General features: G+C 44.9%; 17 protein-coding genes. 12 read left to right on the top strand and 5 right to left on the bottom strand.

The window, feature by feature from the left end; translation table 11 throughout:
* Window positions 1-80: 80 nt before the first annotated feature.
* The 3 genes from AC0NJP_RS16255 to AC0NJP_RS16245 all read right to left on the bottom strand — a co-directional run bounded on the left by AC0NJP_RS16255 (window position 81) and on the right by AC0NJP_RS16245 (window position 3,588).
* Window positions 81-503, bottom strand: coding sequence for a HutP family protein (locus tag AC0NJP_RS16255; RefSeq protein WP_474700452.1), 423 nt, complete (start codon window positions 501-503; stop codon window positions 81-83).
* On the bottom strand, window positions 500-1,933 hold the full coding sequence (locus tag AC0NJP_RS16250; protein WP_474700451.1) for a sodium:solute symporter family protein: 1,434 nt from the start codon (window positions 1,931-1,933) through the stop codon (window positions 500-502). The genes AC0NJP_RS16255 and AC0NJP_RS16250 overlap by 4 nt, the downstream gene beginning before the upstream one ends.
* A gap of 101 nt (window positions 1,934-2,034) precedes the next feature.
* A complete protein-coding gene (locus AC0NJP_RS16245; protein ID WP_474700450.1) occupies window positions 2,035-3,588 on the bottom strand; it encodes a glycoside hydrolase family 26 protein in 1,554 nt (517 codons plus the stop codon).
* A gap of 122 nt (window positions 3,589-3,710) precedes the next feature.
* Here AC0NJP_RS16245 and AC0NJP_RS16240 point away from each other — a divergent pair, with 122 nt between their 5' ends.
* Window positions 3,711-4,925, top strand: a complete 1,215-nt coding sequence (locus tag AC0NJP_RS16240) for an SGNH/GDSL hydrolase family protein (RefSeq protein WP_474700449.1) — start codon at window positions 3,711-3,713, stop codon at window positions 4,923-4,925.
* 65 nt (window positions 4,926-4,990) lie between these two features.
* Here AC0NJP_RS16240 and AC0NJP_RS16235 read toward each other — a convergent pair whose 3' ends face one another.
* The gene (locus AC0NJP_RS16235) at window positions 4,991-6,607 is read right to left on the bottom strand and encodes a glycoside hydrolase family 26 protein (RefSeq protein ID WP_474700448.1); all 1,617 of its coding nucleotides are present in this window, start codon (window positions 6,605-6,607) and stop codon (window positions 4,991-4,993) included.
* Between the two features lie 196 nt (window positions 6,608-6,803).
* Between AC0NJP_RS16235 and AC0NJP_RS16230 the strand changes: the two genes are divergently transcribed.
* The 4 genes from AC0NJP_RS16230 to AC0NJP_RS16215 all read left to right on the top strand — a co-directional run bounded on the left by AC0NJP_RS16230 (window position 6,804) and on the right by AC0NJP_RS16215 (window position 11,501).
* Window positions 6,804-7,637, top strand: a complete 834-nt coding sequence (locus AC0NJP_RS16230) for a methyl-accepting chemotaxis protein (RefSeq protein ID WP_474700447.1) — start codon at window positions 6,804-6,806, stop codon at window positions 7,635-7,637.
* A 33-nt stretch (window positions 7,638-7,670) separates the two neighbouring features.
* The gene (locus AC0NJP_RS16225) at window positions 7,671-8,807 is read left to right on the top strand and encodes a M20/M25/M40 family metallo-hydrolase (protein ID WP_474700446.1); all 1,137 of its coding nucleotides are present in this window, start codon (window positions 7,671-7,673) and stop codon (window positions 8,805-8,807) included.
* Window positions 8,792-9,772, top strand: coding sequence for a tRNA glutamyl-Q(34) synthetase GluQRS (gene gluQRS / locus AC0NJP_RS16220; RefSeq protein ID WP_474700445.1), 981 nt, complete (start codon window positions 8,792-8,794; stop codon window positions 9,770-9,772). The genes AC0NJP_RS16225 and gluQRS overlap by 16 nt, the downstream gene beginning before the upstream one ends.
* Window positions 9,773-9,857: 85 nt before the next feature.
* Window positions 9,858-11,501 carry a putative polysaccharide biosynthesis protein gene (locus AC0NJP_RS16215; RefSeq protein ID WP_474039987.1) on the top strand — a complete coding sequence of 548 codons (1,644 nt, stop codon included), beginning with the start codon at window positions 9,858-9,860 and terminating at the stop codon, window positions 11,499-11,501.
* A gap of 103 nt (window positions 11,502-11,604) precedes the next feature.
* Here AC0NJP_RS16215 and AC0NJP_RS16210 read toward each other — a convergent pair whose 3' ends face one another.
* Window positions 11,605-12,237, bottom strand: a complete 633-nt coding sequence (locus AC0NJP_RS16210) for a YigZ family protein (RefSeq protein WP_474039986.1) — start codon at window positions 12,235-12,237, stop codon at window positions 11,605-11,607.
* Window positions 12,238-12,327: 90 nt separating this feature from the next.
* On the opposite strand from AC0NJP_RS16210, the gene AC0NJP_RS16205 reads away from it, so the two are divergent.
* The 7 genes from AC0NJP_RS16205 to citD form a co-directional block, all read left to right on the top strand.
* On the top strand, window positions 12,328-13,080 hold the full coding sequence (locus AC0NJP_RS16205) for a YdcF family protein (RefSeq protein WP_474700444.1): 753 nt from the start codon (window positions 12,328-12,330) through the stop codon (window positions 13,078-13,080).
* 16 nt (window positions 13,081-13,096) lie between these two features.
* The gene (locus tag AC0NJP_RS16200) at window positions 13,097-13,744 is read left to right on the top strand and encodes an HAD family hydrolase (protein ID WP_474039984.1); all 648 of its coding nucleotides are present in this window, start codon (window positions 13,097-13,099) and stop codon (window positions 13,742-13,744) included.
* Window positions 13,745-13,923: 179 nt separating this feature from the next.
* Window positions 13,924-15,327 carry a DASS family sodium-coupled anion symporter gene (locus tag AC0NJP_RS16195; protein ID WP_474039983.1) on the top strand — a complete coding sequence of 468 codons (1,404 nt, stop codon included), beginning with the start codon at window positions 13,924-13,926 and terminating at the stop codon, window positions 15,325-15,327.
* Between the two features lie 69 nt (window positions 15,328-15,396).
* Window positions 15,397-16,977 (top strand): ATP-binding protein, encoded by a 1,581-nt coding sequence (locus tag AC0NJP_RS16190; protein ID WP_474700443.1) that lies wholly within the window; start codon window positions 15,397-15,399, stop codon window positions 16,975-16,977.
* Between the two features lie 6 nt (window positions 16,978-16,983).
* Window positions 16,984-17,661: a response regulator gene (locus tag AC0NJP_RS16185; RefSeq protein WP_474700442.1), complete on the top strand. Its 678-nt coding sequence runs from the start codon at window positions 16,984-16,986 to the stop codon at window positions 17,659-17,661.
* Window positions 17,658-19,043: a triphosphoribosyl-dephospho-CoA synthase CitG gene (gene citG / locus AC0NJP_RS16180; protein WP_474700441.1), complete on the top strand. Its 1,386-nt coding sequence runs from the start codon at window positions 17,658-17,660 to the stop codon at window positions 19,041-19,043. The genes AC0NJP_RS16185 and citG overlap by 4 nt, the downstream gene beginning before the upstream one ends.
* 189 nt (window positions 19,044-19,232) lie before the next feature.
* The coding region (gene citD, locus AC0NJP_RS16175) for a citrate lyase acyl carrier protein (protein WP_474700440.1) at window positions 19,233-19,495 on the top strand (263 nt) is incomplete at its 3' end.

Raw genomic sequence — 19,495 nt, 5'->3', positions numbered from 1 at the left:
CTAGTTAAGAATAAAACCGCAGATATAAAATATCTGCGGTTTTGGCGAAAATTTGGCAATATTACTTACGCGTAAGTGTGCTATGAAATGTCCGCTAAGGAACGATGTGCCAACCCTACAGCGACCTCATTCAAATTTAACACACCGACAGCGAGAAAGAGGGCCACACACAAATGCTCGCCGTAGCGGGCCAGACCAATTTTACCGCCGACACTCATGCCTAAAGCTTTTGCTGAAACTTGTTCCAACGCGGCTTTAGTAGCACCAGCGACAGCGCCTTCTCCGACGTGGTTAGCCGGTACAAGCCCTTGACGCTGAGCGGCTACGGCAGCTCGCTCAATAATTTTTTTCATGAGGGGAACAAAATCGCCGCCAAAATCGACTGCAGTGACAAGGATCTGTTCTTTGCCGTACATCGTGCGAAGCTGCTGTTCTTCTTCGCGGCTCTGACTAAGCGCCAGACGCAACGCTGCTCTAGCAACATGAGTGCTTGATTCTGTCATGATTTAATCATATCTCCAATCAAAACGTTTTTTTGCGGGGAATCACTGAGAATCGAACGTTTATCGACAATGGCTGTGAGAGTAAAGGCGGCAAGGCAGACAACCCATTCTAGATAAATTGGGTGAGAGAAAATACGGACGGCTGGAATGAACTGCCACGCGGCTAGCGCTAAGATTCCGGCAATAGTCGTATAAAAAGCCGAGCTGCGGCGGCAAAGCCCTGGGAAAAAGAGCGTGGCCAAAAAGACAAGTGTAAAAGCTGTTGTCAGACTTAGGCCGATTAATAATGTTTTTAAAATGCCGACGGCATGGAAAGCAAAGTAGAGAGTCATAAGACCTAACACCAGCACGGAGAGGCGATTTACCAAGAGATAGGTTTTTTCGTTCACTGTGGGGTGTATAAAGCGCTTGTAAATATCTTGGCAAAAGAGCGCGCCAGCACCAAGGAGCAAATGGCAGGCCGTTGAGACGTCAACAGCCCAGAGGGCTGATAAGGTAATGCCTGACAAAACAGGGTTCAAACTCATAATGATTTGCGGCAGAGCCATAGTAGACTGAATGCCGGGATAATTTACTTTAGCGGCAAGTCCTAAGATTGCGCAGAGAAAACCAATTGGTAGAATCAGGAGCGCCCCCCAGAGAAAACCGCGGCGAGCTGTTGTGGTATTTTTAGCCGCACAGGCAACCTGGACCGGACCTTGTGCTGACAGTGTTTGAGTAATCATAACAACAAACCAGCCAGTAATTGTTGCAAGGCCTAAACCGCCGACAGGACCAAACCAATCTGTCGTAGGCGGCAGTTTAGCAGCGAGCGTGGCTAGACCGCCTTGGTTGGTGACTGCTTCAAAAGTGCTGATGAAAATACCGAAATAGATGAGTGTAATGCTTATAATATTCGCAAGGCCGGAAGACCAAAGACCGCCGATGAGCGTAACGCCGATAAAGACGACAGCGCTTGTATACATACCTGTCTCCATTGTAAATACTTCCGGCAGCAGTGATGATAAGATTGCACCGCCGGCTAGATATTGCAGCGAGGTAATAACAAGCTGAATAATAATTAGACCAAATACGCAGGCAGTCCGACCTTTCGTATCATAGTAATGTTCAAAGAATTGCGGTAACGTAGTGCACTCCACGGCACGATAGCGTTTTGCGCCGATTACGCCCATGGCAATAGCGCCTGCCGCCCAAGCGGCTGTATACCATCCGGCGGAAATACCAACCTGAAAGGCATTTTCGGCTACGCCGATCGTGGAGGCGGCGCCGACGGCCACACCGGAAATATTGACAGCCACCATGGCTGTGTTGAGCTGGCGTCCTGCTAGTAAAAAACCAGCGCTATTTTTGGAAGCCACGTGACGAGCATAGAGGCTGATCGCAAAGAGCAGCACGACATAAAGTGAGACAATAATCAAGGGAATTGACATAAATACCATCCTACCTTTCTACAAAGAAACAGTTTAGTTTTACTTGCTTCATCCTACCAAATACTACAATCCTACAGTGGTGCATACAATGTTACACAGGTTTATTTTACCGGGTTAGAGCTGTCCTGTAAAGAGGCCCCTTTCGTTAACCCCTCACGAAAGGCTTCAATGACGGCTGAATTTTCATCAAGATTGTAAATACGGGCAGGCTGACCTTTGGCATCATAATCAGTGGAACTCCACCATACGGCCAGTTTAATGCGGTCATAGCGAGGCAGAGAAGCAAACATATCTCTTACCCAGGCCGCTTTATCGCCGCCGACTGAATTAGAACCAAACTCAGCAATCATAAAGGGTTGTACAAAGAGGTCGGCATATTCTTTATAGAGATTGCCATAAATCTGATCAAAAGACCGCCAGGTTTCGCCAGGGTAATACGTGCCGTTATTGTAACCAGTTAAACCGATAATATCGACATATTCATCGCCGGGATAATACATCATATAATGGTTCCAGGCGAAAGTTGGTTTTGATGGGCTATGAGGATTCCAGACCCACAACACATTATTGACGCCGTTGGCTTGGAAAATTTGATAAATATAACGCCACACGCCTGTATAAATATCAGTGTCTTTGCTAGTGTTAAAGGCAGAATACCAGCACCAGTCGCCGTTCATTTCATTATTGAGACGAAACAGAACGGGGTGCCCGAATTCTTTGAGCTTTTTCGCATAGGAATTGAGATAGGCATCATAGCGTCCGTCGAGGACATCATACATAATACTACGGTTTACCTCATCTTTGGCGCCCCAGAGAAAGGTTTGCATCGTCAGTTCGACGAGACGTCCATTCGCGTAAGCGTTTTTTAAATCTTCCATCGGAAAGTACTGGCCGGTGAGTGATTGATAGCGGGTAACAACGGGAAACTGATAATCTAATTTTTGTTCCAGGGATTTTAAGTAGGTAAAGTTTTTTGGCGAGGTTTTTTCAAAGATACCCCAACGCAGCGGTGCTGTAGCGGCAAAATAATGTTGATAGAGAGCTTTCGTTTCGTCATTCCAATTGGGCGTAATCGCAACAGCCGGACGAATGAGATTGGCTGCACCAGAGCGTGCGGTCACTTTAAAACTTTGGACAACTTCTTTATCAATCGTAATCGGTTCGCTCGATTTGAAAAAGAGCGTGTAAACCTCATTCTTATTTTTAACAATCTCATAGGACGCGTAATAATTCTTGTCATCGTCAGCATGAATGAGTTTAGCTCGCATCCATTTTAAGCCATGGACGGGAAGTCGATGGATCGTTTGATTCGTTTCTTCCTGAATGACGTGATCCTTGGTGTTTTTCGTAAAGCTATTACCATAGGTAATATATACATCAGAATTTGTCACTGTGCCCGTGAAATCATCACGGTAGATTTCAATTTTGGTCGTTTGGTCACTAATGATCGTTCTTAGCGCCGATTCATGATCATCAACAGTCATGGTGTCAGGATAGGAGAGACTATAACCGTTGGCCTGATCCTGATAGACTGTATACTTTATTGGCGCGGGCGGAGCTGCATTTGACGCAGGCGCTGTCTTTGGACTAGCCAAGGCCATAGAAAAAGAGGTAAAATGGAACAGCAGCAAACTTAACAGAAGCAATTTTTTCATACACATCAGTCCTTTGTTCTTGAATCAATTTCATAAATTTATAATGAACGAACAAGTTGATAACTATTTTACTATAGCAAAGGGAATCTAGCTTGGCAAATTTTTCGGAAGAAGGAGAAAGAATGACAAGAAAATTGGTAAAAACTATTTGGAGTATGGCAATCGGTTTGTTTTTTTGTTTTGGTTTGATTACACCAAGCATGGCGGCAGCGGAAAGTGTTCGTGTTTTATGGGATAGTATGGCTGATGCCGCTATGTATGAAGTGGAAATTCGTGACGGGGCTTCGGTCGTTACTACTATTACGACAAGTGTGCCCGGCAAGGAAATAGATCTCACGGCTTTACCTAAATCCCCCAAACTCTCTTGGCGCGTACGGCCGTTGAATGGCGCTAAGGAGCCAGTAGGCGAGTATAGTGAAATAAAATCTTTGGCAAGGGGAGAAAAAAATCCGACAGCGCCGTTGCCTTTAACAGATTTTTCCGATCCGCAATCGACGCTGTTATATCCTGCCTATTATTGGGTGCCTGTTTTAGGGGCTGACAGTTATCGTGTTTCTGTTTATGCTGGACAGCCCGATAGTGGCAATAATCCACTAGTCGTGTCTTATCAAATTGATGGCGGTAATTCTTTTGATTGTTATGATTGGCATAGTTATAATTGCGCAGGTACCTATTATTGGCAGGTACAGGCTCTTGATAAAACAGGCCGGCCTATTAGTGATTGGTCTAAGCCTAGTACGTTTACGGTGAGACAGACGGGATATACTGTGGCTGCTTTAGGTGATAGCATTACTCATGGCGGCGGCGCTCTCTCATCGCCGCCAGGTATCGCCATTTACGACTGGACGCAGTCGGTCTCTTATCCGATAAAAAACCTTGGTAAAAGCGGCGATACGACTGAGGCGTTGTTAGAGCGATTTGACCAGGATGTACTGCCTTTTTCTCCCAAGGTACTCGTTATTTTTGCTGGAATTAACGATATTCGTGATGGCGCTAGCGCCGCCGATATTATTGCTAATTTGAAACAATTAAGGAAAAAGGCCCTTGAACATCATATGCGGCCTGTATTTGTGACAATTTGCCCAGTCAATCCAGCGAAGGTAGCTGTGCAGATTGGCCGACCACTGCCGCCTGATTGGCAGTCGGTGCGTCGCACGGTAAATCGCTGGGTTCTAAGTCAAAATGATGCTGTCGATGCGGCAGCGTTGTTACGCGACCGTAATGATATCCTGCCTGATCGCTTGTCAGCTGATGGACTTCATCCCGATAGTGAAGGGAAACGATTGATTGCCCAAGCCATCAGTGGCAAACTTTATGAGATTTTATCACAAAAGTAGTGAATTAACGAAAAAGCTGCCTTGCTTCCCTTCTAATATCAAGAAGGGATAGCAAGACAGCTTATTTAATTTTGATTGCTTTTAAAGAGTTCCAGACCTTGGCGGAAGGTTTCTTTCAAAGCTAAGGAATCATCCATACGATAATTGCGCAAAATAGCGCCAGAACTGTTATAGTCATTGTAATTCCACCAAATAGCTAATTTGATTCGATCATACTGACCGATTTGATCAAACATTTTTTGAATCCAAGCAACTTTGTTGCCGCCAGCCGAGGCTGAAGCAAATTCGCCGATGATCAAAGGCTGATCAAAGAGTCGACTGTATTCGCCATACAAGGGACGATAAATTGTATTAAACTCGCGCCATTTTTCGCCAGGCAGGGACGTTCCTGTATTGTAGCCTGTTAAACCTACCACGTCGACATAAGCGTCGCCGGGATAATAATTTAAATAGTTGTTCCAGTTTGCTTTGGGGAAGGATTCGTCATTAGGATTCCAGACCCACAAGACATTATTTACGCCATTTTTGGTAAAAATATCGTGAATATGACGCCAGACGAGTTTAAATAACTCAGGATCCTTACTGAAGAAAAAGCTTGAGTAAGGGCACCAACGGCCATTCATTTCATTGTCGAGGCGTAACAGGATCGGATGGCCGAATTTTTTTACAGATTGGGCGTAAGTATTAAAATAATCATCATAGCGGCCGTCTAAAATTTCATAGAGCACGCTTGAGTTGTCATCGTTATAATGAAAGGTCTGCAACGATAGCTCAATGATCTTTTTGTGATCATAGGCGTTTTGCAGGGATTTCACGGGAAAGGTTTCATCAAAAGTTTGATAGCGGATTAATACAGGAAAGGAGTAACGCAGTTCTTCCTCTAAGCCTGTTAAATAGCCAAATTCTTCGGGCGCATTGGCCTCATACATGCCCCAACGCTGCGGGCTGCTATCGGCCAGATACTTTTTGGCAAATTGCTTTGTTTCTTCATTAATTGGTGTTTTTGGCGTCGGTTTATAGTGTTGATATACTCCGGCGATTCCCTTTTTAGCAACGGTTTGAAAGCTATTTAAAATCTGCATTTCATTTACAATAGGCTCGCTTGATTTTATAAGTACGGTAAAGGCGTCGCGGTTGTTTTTGACGAGCTCGATGCTTACATAGTTATTTTTATCTTCCGTGACGGTTTTTAAGCGGTGGCGCGTCCATTTTAATAAGCGGACTTGAAAACCGTTTAAAGCAAAGCGGCTGTCAGCTAAAATACCATGATCATTTTGATTTTCCGCAAATTTATTGCTGTCGGTCAAGTAGGCGGCGCCAGATTGCGGATCTCCGTCTAATTTATCGGCGTAAACTTCAATTTGCGTCGTCGCATTGGAAAAGGTAGTTCGCACCGCAGATAGACTGGCATCAATTTGCATGTCGCGGGGAAAACAGATCATGTAGCCGCCAGTATAATCGGTATAGCGATTGTACCAAGGACTGTAGGATTCAATCTTTTTTAGATCTTCGTAGGGAAGCTGGGGATCGGCGTCAGCCTTTTCGCCATTGACGATATAAGTTGGTGCTGTTGTCGAACTTGTTGAAGTAGTTGATTCCGCAGCTTCAGCCGACGGCAGCCAAGCACTTAGGAAGGCCAAGCTAGCCAGACAAAAAGCAATCGTTTGTAACCTGATTTTCACTGTGATTCACTATCCTTGCAATTTATTTCAGAAGAAAAGTCGTATTGGTTAACACTATAGCAAAGATAAAAGAAGAATACAATGTAATAAGGCCGATTTTGTCGGAAACTCTTTCGGCTTTCTGGGCTTTAGAGCAGGGAAATCTTTACGTGAAGTCGAAAACTTTTAAGTCAAGAGAAAAGGAGGACGGTATTTTATGGCAAGCAACGAAGATATTTTTGAACATTTTCGATATGTGCTTAACCTCTTTAGCGATTTATCCTTAGATGACGTGAGTGTAAGTCTTACAGACAAAGAAAAATATGTTTTTTATAAAGCGGGCAAGGCTTTGAATCATGGTGTAAAACCAGGTGATGCAGTGCGTCCGGGAAGCTGCGTTGATGTGGCTATGAAAGAAAGAAAACAGATCGTTAGACGCTTTGGACCAGAACTTTTCGGCGTACCTTATATTGCTGTGGCGATTCCTCTTTATAATGAAGCGCAGCAACTCATCGGCGCAGTAAGTACGCAACATTGCGTTGATAAGCAGGAAAGTTTGCAGAAAATAGCTGACTCTTTAAATGCTAGCATGTTAAAATTAGCAAGTACGACGCAGGAAATTTCAGCGCAATCGGAAGAAATTGCGGCTGTAAGTCATAATTTAGTCAGTGCTTCGGAGTCTTCTGCCGCGAGGGTTAAGGAAACGGACCATGTTATCAGCGTAATTCGTAATTTAGCGGGCCAGACAAATTTGCTGGGATTGAACGCTGCCATAGAAGCCGCGCGAGTCGGCGAACAAGGCCGCGGTTTTGGCGTTGTGGCGGAAGAAATTCGCAAACTGGCGCAGGGAAGCGCCGATTCCACGAAAAAAATTAATGAAATTATTGCAGCCATTCAAAATGATAGCGCGCAGATGCAAGGTCAGATTCACAATATTGAACAAGTGATTAGCCAGGTCGCTGAAGCGATTACAAATACAGCCACGGCGATTGAACAAGCGAGCGCCATGTCGAAGGAATTAGATGCTTTGGCGAAAAATCTAAATAGTTAATTGGGGTTTGGCTAGGACAAAGGAGACGATTTTATGAATAAAGACAGAATGTTGCAGGAGTTTTTTGATTTAGTCAAACTCCCTTGTTCGACGGGGAAGGAACGGCAGGCGGCTGAGTTTGTAACAGAAAAGTTAAAAGCTTTAGGCTGTACGGTGACGGAAGATCAAGCAGGCGAACAGTTTGGCGGCAATACAGGCAATGTGATTGCTTTGCTTCCCGGTACGAAACAAGGCGTGCCAACAGTGATGCTTACTGCTCACCTTGACTGTGTAGAGCCTTGTAGCGGCATTGAACCTGTTATAGCTGACGGGGTGATCCGTTCGGCTGGCAATACCATTTTAGGTTCTGATGATAAAGCTGGCGTAGCGGCGATCTTAGAGGGGCTACGTTCGTTACAAGAAGCGAAACTTGATCATGGCGATATTTTGATTGTTTTCACTGTCGCCGAAGAAGGCGGTCTGAAGGGATCACGCTATATCGATAAAACGTTGTTAGCAAAAGCTGATTTTGGTTACGCTTTGGACGGCGGCGGCCCCGTAGGCGAAATTATTACGGCAGCTCCAGGGCAGGATCAGATTGATGTTACTATCTATGGTAAGACGGCCCATGCTGGTTTGGCGCCAGAATCCGGTCTTAATGCCATTGTTTTAGCAGGAAAAGCTCTTGCCGCCATCGAACAAGGCCGGATTGACGCGGAGACAACCGCCAATATTGGTAAAATCAGCGGCGGCGTAGCAACAAATATTGTTCCTGATCAAGTGGAAATCAAATGTGAGGCCCGCAGCCGCAACAGCGAAAAATTAGCTAAACAAGTAGCTCATATGAAAGAAACTTTTATAACTGTAGCACAAGCCGGCGGCGGTCGGGCTGAGGTCAAAGTGGAACGCGCTTATGACGCTTTCGTGTTGGCTGACGATGCTCCCGTAGTGGAAATTGCCGTGACCGCGGCAAAAGCGCTTGCCTTAGAGCCGAAACTAGGCGCGACAGGCGGCGGTAGTGATGCCAATTATTTTAATGTTTATGGCGTACCTTGTGTTGTTCTCGGTGTGGGCATGTCTAAGGTTCATACGACCGAAGAATTTATTGAAACCACAGAGTTATTTTTAGCGGCCGACTATGTCAAAGCCTTAATTGAGGCAGCGGCAATCACACCATGGAACGGAAAATAACACCTTGCGGTCGTTTTGCTCCCAGCCCGACAGGCTCGATGCATCTCGGCAATGTGTGGACAGCGCTGCTTTCCTGGCTATATATTCGCAGCCAGTCAGGCCGGATGATTTTGCGGATCGAGGATTTAGATCCTGACCGTTCCAAGGAAGAGTATACGAAACAGCTGATCGCTGATTTGTCTTGGCTTGGTCTTGATTACGACGAAGGCCCGGGAAAAGAAAAACCTCATCATACTTACAGACAAAGTGAACGTCAGGCAATCTATCAGTTTTATTTGCAAAAATTACAGGCGCGAGGGCTGCTTTACCCCTGCTTTTGTTCGCGCCAGGAACTCCATTCTTTGGCAGGGGCGCCCCATGTTGGCGAAGCCTATAGTGTTTACCGCGGAACCTGCCGCCAATTGAGTGAGCAAGATCGGCAGGCGCGGTTAGCTAGTGGTCGGAGACCGGCGCTGCGGCTGCAAGTGTCTGATGAGACCATTCATTTTAATGATGGTCTTTATGGACCTATAACCGAAGTTGTGGCGTTTTCTGTGGGAGATTTTATTTTGCGCCGCTCTGATGGTGTGTTTGCCTATCAGTTTGCCGTCGTTATTGACGATGCACTTATGGGGATCAGTCATGTCGTTAGAGGCGCTGATTTACTTGATTCTACAGCAAGGCAAATTTATTTGTATCGTTTGTTCGGGTTTAAGACGCCAGAATTTATTCATGTACCGCTGCTTTGCGGCGATGACGGCGCGCGTTTATCAAAACGGCACAACGATTTATCGTTGGCTGAACTGAAGCAGCGCGGCGTCACAAGCGAAGCAATTATTGGCTATTTAGCCTATTTGGCAGGCTGGCGCGAACGGGCAGAGCCGATCAGTGCTGTGAAACTTTTGCCATATTTTCGATTAGGAACTTTACCAAAGGGAAATATTATAATTCAAGAGGCAGAGATTACTGCTTTTTTGTCGGCATGATTTGCTAAGAAGCAGGATTGCCTACGGCAAAGGGCGAATACAATCGAGTCTTATTAAGAAAATGTACCATGGGATAGGGAAGATAATGACAACAAATCAGCATGAAAAACCGGCCGCTAAAAAAGATACTTTTTTGCAAGGGGCCTTAATTTTAACCATTGCCGGGATCGTCGTTAAGATTATTGGATCTATTAACTGGTTTATTTTATCACGGGTTATTGGCGGCGAAGGCATTGGACTTTATATGATGGCATTTCCTCTGTATTTATTGGCGCTCAGTGTTTCGTCAGCTGGCGTACCAACAGCGATTTCCATTATGACAGCCGAAAGGCTCGCCTTGTATGATTATCGAGGTGCTAAAAAAGTCTTTCACACATCCTTAAAACTCATGGTGGTGACAGGCGTCTGTTTTAGTCTCCTGTTATATTTTGGCGCTCGTTGGCTTATTGATTTTCATATAGTCCGTGATGCGAGAGCTTACTATGCAATTTTGGCCTTGGCGCCGGCCGTTTTTTTTGTTACGATTTTGGCTAGTTACCGCGGTCATTTTCAAGGGTTGCAGCAAATGACGCCACCGGCCGTTTCCCAGATCATCGAGCAACTTGTCCGGGTAGCGACCATGATCATTTTCGCCTCTTTGCTGTTGCCACGGGGCATTGAATTTGGCGCGGCTGGCGCTAGTTTTGGGGCGGCGCCTGCTGCTTTTTCCGCTTTGATTGTTTTATTAGTCTATTCTTGGCGCATGAACCGAAAAACGTCACAGCAACAAGGCCAGGAACGGCAAGCCGATGTACCGGTTCAGTCAAGTATGCAAATTATGAAACGGCTTATCACTTTGGCATTGCCTGTGTCTTTTGCCAGTATCATGCTGCCGATTGTTTCCAATCTTGATTTGATGATTGTGCCAATGCGGCTAGAGGTTGCTGGCTATACGGTAGAGCAGGCAACCGAATTGTTCGGGTACTTAACAGGTATGGCGGTTCCCCTGATTAATTTATTGACGATCTTGACGGCTTCGCTAGCCATTAGCCTTGTACCAGCTATTTCTGAAGCGTATACCCTAAAAGATACAGCCAAGATTCAACAACGAATTCGCTCAGCCATGCGACTCTCCAACTTAATTACGATTCCTGGCTTTATTGGATTAGCCCTGTTGGCTTATCCCTTATCGACGATGCTTTATGGTACGGAAAAAGTGGGCGGTCCCTTAGAAGTTTTGGCTGTTTCTGTGTTCCTGTTAGGAATTCATCAAGTGACCACTGGGGTATTGCAAGGACTTGGTCACACTTATATTCCCGTAATCAACATGATTATTGCCGCAGCCATTAAAGTTTTATTAAACTGGGTGCTGACGGCTATTCCTTCTTTAGGAATTTTAGGCGCATCTTGGGCTACAGTGGCTGATGTGGGGATTGCTGCTTCCCTAAATTTAGCCTATGTGCAGCACTATACAGGCTGTAGTTTGAATTTAAAAGATACGAAACGGATCACGCTATCCGCTCTCTTTATGGGAGGCATGATTTACTTATCTTACGGCTTTTTGTGGCATGAGTTAGGTAATAATGTTATCGCTACGCTGCTGTCTTCGGCAGTGGGAGCCCTCGTCTATGGTCTGTTTATTATTTGGTTTCGCTGTGTGGAAGAAACGGAAATTCAACGAATTCCTCTATGTGGCCGATCTCTTGCTGGCATATTACGCCGAGCTGGTTTTTTGAAAAATCATGACTAACTGTAAAAGATCGGTGTATACAGAAAAAGCTGTTTTGTTAAGAAATTTCTTAGCAAAACAGCTTTTAATTTTTATTAGCTTTTCAGCCGGTTTAACAACTAGTTTAACAGCTTTTTTCCACATAACCGCTGCCGCAAGCTTCCAAAACGGCTGTACCGCGTGTGCTTTCATTGACAAGCTGCAGCAGTCGATCTTTTTGTTCCGGCAAAATATTTACGAAAAAGCAGGCTTGTTCTTGAAAGGTTTTATCGGTAATGGGAAACGCGGCATGAAACAACTGATTTTCCAACGGGCCTTGATACAGGTAATCTACGTAAATTTTATAGGTTTCACTTAAAATATAGGTCGTGATTGGGGCTGACTGCAGGGCAAGAGCGGCACTTTTGCTGTAAGCCCGGACCAAGCCACCGGCGCCAAGTTTAATGCCGCCGAAATAGCGGGTTACGACAACAACAATATTTTTCATGTTATTTTTCTTAATTACCTCGAGAATCGGTCGTCCCGCTGTGCCTGACGGTTCACCGTCATCATCTGCTTTTTGCTGTTCGTCATCAAGTCCGATGGAATAGGCCGAGCAGTTATGAGTAGCGTCATAATAGCGTTTTTTCAGACTGTGAATGTATTCTTGAGCTGCCGCCTCGCTAGGAGCCGGGGCGGCATGGGCAATGAACAATGATTTTTGAATTTCATACTGCGCTTCGCAGACTGTTAAAATTGTTTGATAAGACGTAAGCATAGAATCCCTTCTTATTGCACAAAGTTTAGTAAATAGCGCCAATTAATGATATGATAGATGACAAGAGACGTTCATAAAGCAGGTGAAGCTATGTTCTATTTTATCAAATTTTTCTATACTACAGTACTGCTACCGCCGGGAATTTTTGTTTTGGCGCTACTGTTTCTGACACTGCGGCTTTATCAGCGGCAAGCTCCTTATCGTCATTATATTGCTATCTTAACCTGCTGTTTTTATTTTGCTACGACTCCGTTAGTTTCCGGTTCTGTTATCAGGGGGCTAGAATCGCAGTATATACCGCCTGATAATCCCCGCGGCGATGTAATTATTATGCTGGGCGGCGGGGCTACCTTTGATACGCCTAATTTTACCACACAAGGTCACTTATCCGGGTATGCAGCCAATCGTCTGCTCACGGCAGTTCAGCTTTATGAACAGCTTCATGTACCGATTATTGTGTCAGGCGGGCGCGTATTTGCTACAACTGGGCGCGAAGCGGAAATAGCTCGTGATATTTTGCTACGGCTCGGTGTGCCTCAGGATCAGATTATTTTAGAAAATGCCAGTATCAATACAACAGAAAATGCTTTATTTACGAAAGACGTATTAGCGTCAAGAGGTTTTTCAGCGCCGATTCTTGTTACTTCGGCCTTTCATATGCCACGGTCTGTCAGCCAGTTTACGAAGCAGGGGATTACGGTAACGCCTTTTCCGACGGATTACCTGACAAACCGCCAGCTCCATTTCGACTTTCGTAGTCTGTGGCCTGACGCCGATGCACTCAGTAACTTATCGTTAGCTTTAAAAGAATACTTGGGCCTATTAGCAGTGCGCTGGTATTAAAGAAAGGGTGCTTTTTATGTATGATTATATTTTCTTTGATTTAGATGGAACATTGACCGACTCCAAAGAAGGCATAACGAAGTCGGTGGCTTATGCTTTAGAAAAATTTCAAATTTCTGTAGCCGACCTAGATGATTTAATTCCCTTTGTGGGGCCGCCGCTAGTAGAGTCTTTTTGTACTTACTATCAGTTTAGCGAGGCGAAAGCTGAGCAAGCTGTCGCCTACTACCGCGAGTATTTTTCTCAGCAAGGAATGTATGAAAATGCTGTTTATCCCGGCATTCCGGCCTTATTAGAAGCATTGCAAGCTAAGGGGAAAAAACTATATGTAGCTACATCCAAGCCAACGTACTTTGCCAAGCAGATTATTGACTATTTTTCTTTAACTTCCTATTTTACTGCCGTTGTCGGCAGTGAGCTTGACGGCAGTCGGATCCATAAGGCCGATGTAATTGCCGCTGTTTTGGAAACGTTACCGCCTGAAGCGAAAGCACAGGCCGTGATGGTGGGCGACCGTCGCTATGACATTGCTGGTGCGCAGAAAATGGGGATTGCTGCGATCGGTGTGCTCTATGGTTTTGGCGACAGAGCTGAGTTAGAAGCGGCAGGAGCCAAAACACTGGCAACATCTGTAGGCGATCTAGGCTCTCTATTGTTGCGCTAAAGGCAATTGCTACGCAAATGTGACTAGACAAGTTTTATTTAAGCTTTGGACCAGTCCTGTATATTGGGACTGTTTTTTTATGAACAATATGACCAAAACCTTTTCGAATCTCAGAAAAAATGATATTTTTCTAATAGGCGAAATAGGCAGAATACTTAGTTAAGTAAAAGGAGGTTCTTATGAACAAAAAAATTAGAAATTCAATTATTACGTTGCTTCCCCTTGTTCTGATCTGGCTCACCCCGACGCCAGAAGGATTGAAGCCGCAAGCCTGGCATTTATTTGCTATCTTTATGTCCACTGTAGTTGGTTTTATCCTGCAGCCAATTGCCAATGGCGCAATTGCTTTGATCAGTTTGATGGTTGCCGTACTTTCAGGAGTATTAACTTTAAATCAGGCATTATCCGTTTTCTCTAATAGTACTGTATGGCTCATTGTATCAGCTTTCTTATTTGCTCGCGGCTTTATTTTAACAGGTCTTGGCCAAAGAATTGCTTTTGTCATTACTCGTTCTTTTGGTGACAGTACCTTGAAATTAGCCTATTCGTTGACGTTAAGTGATGTAATTATTGGACCAGCTACGCCATCCAATACGGCCCGCGCCGGCGGCGTGCTATTTCCAATTGTATCAAGTCTCTGTGCATCCTTTAACTCGCAGCCGGGACCAACGTCAAAACGGCTTGGTAACTTTTTGATGCTGGCTATGTTCCATGTTGATATTGTTGTATCAGCCATGTTCCTTACGGCAATGGCTGCAAATCCCTTGGCGATGGAACTGGCCAAAAAGACAGTCGGCGTCAACGTAACCTGGGGAACCTGGTTCTTGGCTGCTGTTGTTCCTGGCGTTGTCGGTCTTATTGTAGTACCGTTAGTCATTTATAAAATGTGTCCGCCTGAACTGAAAAAGACGCCGGAAGCAAAAGAGTTTGCTCGTCAGGAACTGATTAACATGGGTCCTATGACGATTCAGGAAAAAATTATGCTTGGCGTATTCATTATGGCGCTGGTATTGTGGGCAACTTCCAGCTTTACGCACATGGAAGCCACGACAGTTGCGCTCTTAGGAATTTGTATTTTGCTTGCTACCGAAGTATTGAAATGGAAACAGGTTATTGAAGAAAGTAAAGCTTGGGATTCGCTCGTTTGGGTTGGCGCTGTTGTTGGTTTGGCTGGCTTCTTGAATTCAGGCGGATTTATTGCTTGGTTTGCTAAAGGTGTAGCCCACGGCTTAGCCGGAACGAACTGGATCGTTGCCCTTGTGGTAGCTGCCTTGACTTATCTCTATTCTCATTATGCCTTTGCAAGTATGACGGCGCACGTAACAGCTATGTATGCGGCTCTTGTTGCTGTAGCTGTGGCGGCAGGCGCTCCCGTTATGGTTACTGTATTGGCAATTGCGTTCATGGCCAATGTCTGCGGTTGTCTGACCCATTTTGGTACAGGTCCGGCGCCGATTTACTTTGGTGCTGGCTATGTTGATCAAAAAGAATGGTGGAAAATGGGCTTTATAATGTCTGTTGTCCATATTGTTGTTTGGCTTGGCGTTGGCGGTATTTGGTGGAAGGTTCTTGGTTTCTGGTAAAATAGGATTTTTCATGGTGAGTAGCGAACAATAGGTAGGGAAATGATAGCGAGGAAGTGGAATGTTATTTTGCGTTTTTTACATCGCTTGCCGATTCAATACCATATTATGCTACTCACCATTTCGCTTGTCTGCTTGGTACTATTAATGGCTGGATATTTTACGGTCTCCAGTATTCAGCAGCAGGTGCAGCAAGAAAGAGTAGAACAAGCCCTGGACCTAGGCCATTTATTGGCGCAGGATAGCAGGGTGATTCAAGGGATGGAATCAGAGAATCCATCGGCGTATTTACAGCCTTTTGTCGAGCGGTGGCGCACGACTACTGGCGCAGCTTTTATTGTAATTGGCAATATGGATCAGATTCGTATTACTCATCCGATTCCTGAGCTAGTTGGAACGCCGCTCACTGATTTATATCGTGAACCGGTTCTTCATGGCGAGGATTATGTGTATTTGGGAAAAGGCACACTCGAATCATCTCTGCGGGCCAATGTGCCAATTTTTAATCAACAGGGACGGCAAATCGGTTTTATTTCTATCGGGTTTGCCTTATCGGATATTCATGAAGAAATCGCCCAAGATATTGATAAACTGTTGCCAGGCATTATTGCCGCTTTGCTTTTAAGTGTGATTGGATCCATCTGGCTTTCCAAAAAGATCAAACAGACGATTTATGGCTTAGAGCCTTATCAGATTGCCGGGCTTATGCAAGAACGCGAAGCCACATTGTCGGCTGTTCATGAAGGGCTTATATCGGTAAATCGTCATTTGGAAATTACACTTATGAATGAAGAAGCAGCTGTGACCTTTGCTGTTTCACGCGAACAAAGCCAGGGAATGGCTTTCGATAGACTCTTATCGCGCCATCATTTACAAGACGTGATCCAAACCGGTCAGGCTATGTACAATGAAGAGTATCGCGTTAATGATAGCATCATTGTCGGCAATAGTGTGCCGATTTGGGTAGAAGGACAAGTTGTCGGCGCTGTATTTACCTTTCGCGATCGTACCGAAATGTCGCGCTTAGCCGAAGAGATGACTGGGATTCATCGTCTTGTTGACGTACTGAGAGCGCAAAACCATGAGTTTAAAAATAAAATGCATACTGTAGCTGGCTTAGTTCAACTTGGTTTCTACGATCAAGCCGTTGACTTTATCGTAGAAAATACGTCCAATCAAGAGGGCGATTTTGAAAAACTACGCGGTCAAATCAAAGACTCTGTAACTTTTGGTTTGCTTTTAGGTAAGTGCAGCAGAGCAGAAGAACTAGGAATTTCGCTAGTTATTGATGACGCAACGTTATTAGGCAATCTGCCCGGTAATTTGACCAGTGGCGATCTTGTTATTATTCTAGGAAATCTCATTGAAAATGCCTTTGAAGCTGTCAGTGAAACAATAGAAAAAAGGGTACGCGTGAAGATTTTTGAAGTACCAGCAGGACTTATTATTGAAGTGGAAAATAGTGGTCCGGCCATAGCCGCAGAATTAGGCGACAGTATTTTTGCGCGAGGTATTTCGACAAAAGGGAAAGGTCGCGGCTTAGGTCTAGCCTTAGTACAGGAAAAGGTCTTGATTCATGGCGGCCGAATTTCTTATTGCAATCTCCCGCAAGGTGGGGTATTATTTGCTTTGAATATTCCGGCGGGATAGGGTGAAATGATGAATGCATTAAAAGTTCTTATAGTAGAAGATGATCCGCTTGTTGCCGATATTAATCGACGTTTTACCGAAGCGGTAGAGGGGTTTGCCATTGTCGGGATTGCCAGCGACGGGAAGCAAGCTTTAGACATGATTGTCGCAGAAAAACCGGATTTGATTCTGCTTGATGTATATATGCCTCTTATTGATGGCATAGAAGTATTGACCTTGATTCGCAAACAGGAGGTTCCTGTTGATGTAATCTTAATTACCGCTGCTAGTGACGGTGATACCATTAGCAAAATTATTCGCTCTGGTGTTGTCGATTATTTAATCAAACCTTTCAAATTTGAACGCTTTCGAACGGCCTTGGAATCTTATCGCGATTTTCAGATATCTGTACAGGGCAAACAGGCTTTTAGTCAAAAAGAACTGGACAAATTTTTAGTGCCGAAAGTGATCGGGAAAGATGTGTTGCTGCCGAAAAATTTGCAGCAACAGACATTAAAATCCATTGAAGAATTTTTGATCAGTCAGCATGAACCCCAATCAGCCGAAGATGTGGCTGAAAAAGTAGGGATTTCCCGTGTTACAGCACGGCGCTATCTTGAATATTTTGTGCAGGAAGGAAGGGTTAGCATGATATTGGACTATTTGCCATTAGGCCGTCCGATTCATCGCTATCAGATTCGATGACATTGAGTACAGGAACAACAACTAATCTAGAGGCCATGCTTCTGGCCAAAGAAAATCGTTATAATCGCCAGCTTTCCTGGATTGATCGCTGGCAGAAAACACTTGTGAGCATTACGATCAATATGCCTGGTTCAATAAAAGATAGCTGGTATAGTAAAGAGCTTCTGGACTTTGCTGTAGCGAAGGTCACCGAACAAGCGCCAGTACTTGCGGCTGAGACGGTCTATTTAGCAACAGGACCTGAAGCCTTACTCGCTGTTGATGCGCCAGGGGCTAGCGTGAAAGAAATTTGCACTGCCATTGAAGGGGCGAGTTCTTTTGGACGGTTGCTCGATATTGACGTTTTTACAGCCGAGGGAGAATTGCTGTCAGCGCGGGAACAACGTGGTCTTAGACGCTGCTTTGTTTGCGACGAACCGGCTCTTTTCTGTATGCGCGAGGCCAGGCATAGTCAAGCTGAAATTCAACAAGGTGTGGAAAAACTTCTCTATGCTTTTCTAGCGGAGCGTTCGAAGCAATATCGTGCTCAAACTGCTGAAATTGGCGCCTTAGCAGTAGAAGCAATGTTGTATGAGGTATCATGCACTCCATCGCCAGGTTTGGTGAATCGTTATCATAGCGGTGCACACCAAGATATGGATTTTTATACCTTTATGGCCAGTAGTGCGGCCTTAGCTCCGCATATGACTCGTTTTGCCGAAGCCGGCTGGCAATTCCCCGGTGAACTTTCGCAGTTGTTACCGGTATTGCGTATCATTGGTATTGAGGCGGAACAAGCCATGTTTCAAGCTACTCAGGGTGTAAATACGCAAAAAGGTTTGATTTTTTCATTGGGGATTGTTGCCGCCGCCGCCGGTTATCTGCAGCGACAAGGCAAAAACTGTAAGGAGTTCCTTTATGACGCTGTTGCCGCTATGACCCAAGGGCTCGTGGCGAAGGAACTGGCTGGAAGAACTACGCGGCCTGATGAACAGCTTACAGCTGGCGAACGGCTCTATAAAGAGTATCAGGTGGCGGGAATTCGCGGTGAAATGGAGGCCGGATTACCGGCGATCAAGTATCATGCGATGCCGCAACTAGAGCAGTCTTTGGACAAGGGGTTATCGCTCAATGACGCCCTAGGCGAAACGTTGCTTTGCTTGATGACTTGTGTCGATGACACGACGGTGATGAACCGTCATTCACCGGAGGTTATGCGCTGTTGGGTGAAAGAGCAGGTTGAACCGATTTTTACAGCGGGCGGTCTGGCAACCGAAGCGGGAAAAGTGCAATACCAAGCAATGGAAGATCTGTTTGTGAATAAAAATATTAGCCCAGGCGGAGCCGCTGATTTACTGGCTGTAACCTGGTTTTTATATCAGTTATTTCAAAAAAAATCATAAATATTATGTAAAATCTACGAAAAATAGTAAAAATTTAATTGAGAATTTGGTATACTGTATACTGATGTGAATTTATTTTGCTGTTTAGCTGACTAGAACAACAAAGTTTTCGAAGTTTTTAGGGAATGTTTTTGTCAGGCTAAAAATAAGTTACCAAGTTAAGCAAAAGAAATATGTGGAGGGATCGAAGTGAGTCAAATTGTACAAATGGCGGTTGCCGGCACGATGGAGTCCAATGATATTTATATCACGGTAGCTCCGGCGACGGCAGGAACAGGTCTTGCAATTGAACTGACCAGTCCGGTATTGAAACAGTATGGCAAACAAATCAAAGCGGTTATTGAAGCCGTACTTGCCGAAAATGGTGTTACAGAAGCAATCATTAAAGCCAGTGATAAAGGCGCTTTGGATTGCACAATACGGGCACGACTGAAAACAGCTCTTAATAGAGC

The organism is Pelorhabdus sp. sgz311002 (assembly GCF_056134285.1).
The sequence above is the reverse complement of the archived record's forward strand: the minus strand, read 5'-3'. Positions and strand labels throughout refer to the sequence as shown.